We start from the raw sequence: 2,913 nt of genomic DNA, 5'->3' as shown, positions 1-2,913 counted from the left end.
CGGCGAAGGCGGCGAGCCAGCGCAGGCGGCGTGCGTCGAGCCGCGCGCGCGGCGTCGTGGGAGTGGCGTGCATGGGGATCCCTCTGTTGTGGGTTGTTGTCGCGGGTCCCCGGAAGATACGAAGCCAACATGCAAGCCGTGTTACAGCGCCGTGTCACCGGCCCGCGCCAGCCCCTTTCACGCCCGCATGCCGTTTACTTCGCGCCCGGATGCAACCCCAGCACATTCGCCCCGATGGCAGGATCGACGAAGCGCTCGAGCCGCTGCGGGTGCAGGATCACCGTGATCTCGCACGAGCCCGTGCCCACCGTCAGGCCCAGCAGGTGGCCGCCCGCGCCGATGAAGCTGCCGTCGGTCACGATGCCGTGCGCATGGATCGAGGGCTTGCCTTCCTTCCAGGCGATGGAGCCCGTGAGGTTGGCGAGTTCGACGTCCTTGAAGGTCTTCGGGTTGAAGACCTTCTTCGCGAAGTCGTAGAAGCCGAAGGTGGCCTCGCGCATGAAGCCGATGCCCACGATGCTGGCGCTCGGTATCTGCTCGACCACGGCGAGGCGCTCGAGGTGCGCGAGCACGTCGTCGCCGTTGCGCAGCACCATCAGGTAACCGGTGGGCGTGCGCGTGACCTTGCCGGTCAGGTCCTGCGCGCCGGCCGAGGCGCTGAAGGCGAGCGAGGCACAGGCGGTGGCCAGTGCGAAGAGGGCGGAGGCGAGGGTCTTGAACATCGGTCTGTCTCGTTTCTTTTTGAAGATGCAACCAGGTTGCGGATTCGGCTTTCGCCGCACGGATGAGGAACGGCCGCACGCCCGCACCGTGGTGCTGGCGCGCCGCTGTCCGGCACGGGTGGCCGCGGGCCGTGGCCCGCGGAAGATCAGGAACTCACGAGGCGTTCGTGCTCTGGGCGACGGCCGCGTGCACCTTCGCGCGCAGCCGCGCCACATCGACGACGAAGCGGCTGTGCGCGCCGCTCGCGACCTCCTTGTCGCCTTCGTGCACCGTGAACTCGAAGTCCACGCCGCGGCCGTCGACCGTGCGCACGCGCGCCTCGATGCGCACCGGCTGGCCCAGCAGCGTGGCGCCCACGTGCTTCAGCGCGATCGCGGTGCCGACCGAGGATTCGCCCGCGCCCACGTGGTCGAGCAGGAAGTCGAGGCAGGTCTGCTCGACGTCGCGCACGAGCTCGGGCGTGGCATAGATGCGCAGGTCCTCGCCGAGGAAGTCGACGGTGCGCGGGCGGTCGATCACGAGTTCGCGGCGGGCGAGGGCGCCTGGGCGCAGTTCTGGGTTCATGGGGGTTGGTCCGAAAGCGTTGAGCGTCAATTGACGTTGTCCCGACTGGCCGTGCGTCGGTGCGAAGGGCAGTCTAGGAATCGCGGCGCGGCGCGGCAAACGAGTTTTTCTCGAAGCATTGCGTAGAAAATATTGAAGGCCCCGCGCCCCCGTCCCGTGCCCGCTCCCGAAGGAATCCGTCCACCATGTCGCGCCCCATTCCCCCGCTCAATCCGCTGCGTGCCTTCGAGGTCGCGGCGCGGCACCTGAGCTTCACGCGCGCGGCCGACGAGCTCTTCGTCACGCCCTCGGCCGTGAGCCACCAGATCAAGACGCTCGAGGAGAACCTCGGCATCGCGCTGTTCGTGCGCGACACCAAGTCGCTCGCGCTCACCGCCGCCGGCAAGGCCTACCTGCCCGGTATCCAGGAAGCCTTCAAGCAGGTGATGTACGCGACGCAGCAACTGCGCCAGTCGCAGGGCACGCCCTCGCTCAAGATCAACCTGCCGCCGACCTTCGCGGTCAAGTGGCTGATCCCGCGCATGCGCCGCTTCATGCAGGCCTACCCCGACATCGACCTCGAGATATCGACCTCCAAGCACATGGTCGACTTCACGCGCGAGGACTTCGACATGGCGGTGCGCTACGGCCGCGGCATCTACCCGGGCCTGCACTCCGAGCTGTGCCTGCCGGTCGAGGTGTTCCCGGTCTGCAGCCCGGCGCTGATGCAGGGCGACCATCCGCTGCGCACGCCGGCCGACCTCAAGCACCACGTGCTGCTGCACGACAACAGCACCTACAGCGACGTGAGCAATCCCGACTGGGGCATGTGGCTCGAGCATGCGGGCGTGAGCGACGTGGACGTGACGCGCGGCCCCTCGTTCTGGCCCAGCCACCTGGTGATCGCCGCCGCGGTCGACGGGCTCGGCGTGGCGCTGGTGAAGAAGAACTGGGTGATGAAGGACCTGGCCGACGGCCTGCTGGTGCGGCCCTTCGACGTCACGCTGCCGGTGGAGTTCTCCTACTTCATGGTCTATCCGCAGGACCGCGCCGCCGATGCGCGCATCGCGGCCTTCGTGTCATGGGTGCACGAAGAACGCGCGAAAGACGAGGCGGCGGCTCAGAGCCTGTAGAGCCGCACGGCGTTGTCGTGCAGCAGCTGCCGGCGCTCCGCCTCGGAGTGCCCGGCGATGGCCGCGAGGAAGCCGCGCAGGATGGTCTCGTAGCTGGCCACCAGGCTGTCGACCGGGAAGTTGCTCGCGAACATGCAGCGCGACACGCCGAAGATCGCGATCGCGTCGCGGATCAGCGGCACGTTGGCGTGCTCGGTCCATGGCAGGCCGCGTTGGCCCAGGCCCGAGATCTTGATCGCGGTGTTGGGCGCATCGGCCAGACGCTCGAGCGCGCGGCGCCAGCCCGCGAGGCCCTCGGTGCTGCGGTCGGCGGGCAGGCCGCTGTGGTTGAGGATCAGCAGCGTGCGCGGAAAGTCGCGCGCGAGCTGCGTGGCCTGGTCGAGGTTCCACCACGGGGCCTGCAGGTCGAACGAGAGTCCGTGCGTCTCGAGCAGCGCATAGCCCGCGCGCCAGCGCGGATCGTCCATCGAGCCCGCCACGCCGCGCACGGCCGCGTCGGCTGACGCGGCCGTCA

4 protein-coding genes are annotated in these 2,913 nt (G+C 68.8%); 1 reads left to right on the top strand and 3 read right to left on the bottom strand.

Annotation, left to right across the window (positions count from 1 at the left end; all coding sequences use genetic code 11):
• Nucleotides 1-194: 194 nt before the first annotated feature.
• Nucleotides 195-722, bottom strand: a complete 528-nt coding sequence (locus AC27VN_RS37785) for a PPC domain-containing DNA-binding protein (protein WP_093352756.1) — start codon at nucleotides 720-722, stop codon at nucleotides 195-197.
• A 154-nt stretch (nucleotides 723-876) separates the two neighbouring features.
• Nucleotides 877-1,287, bottom strand: coding sequence for a thioesterase family protein (locus tag AC27VN_RS37780; RefSeq protein WP_490879973.1), 411 nt, complete (start codon nucleotides 1,285-1,287; stop codon nucleotides 877-879).
• 185 nt (nucleotides 1,288-1,472) lie between these two features.
• Here AC27VN_RS37780 and AC27VN_RS37775 point away from each other — a divergent pair, with 185 nt between their 5' ends.
• Entirely contained in the window at nucleotides 1,473-2,399 is a 927-nt protein-coding gene (locus AC27VN_RS37775; RefSeq protein WP_208513754.1) for a transcriptional regulator GcvA, read from the top strand.
• Here AC27VN_RS37775 and AC27VN_RS37770 read toward each other — a convergent pair.
• A partial coding sequence (locus AC27VN_RS37770) for an amidohydrolase family protein (RefSeq protein ID WP_490879972.1) occupies nucleotides 2,387-2,913 on the bottom strand: 527 nt, incomplete at its 5' end. The two genes, AC27VN_RS37775 and AC27VN_RS37770, sit on opposite strands and share 13 nt — an antisense overlap.

It is taken from the genome of Variovorax sp. 20P10.2.4, assembly GCF_058244205.1.
This window is presented reverse-complemented; position numbering and strand designations above follow the sequence as displayed.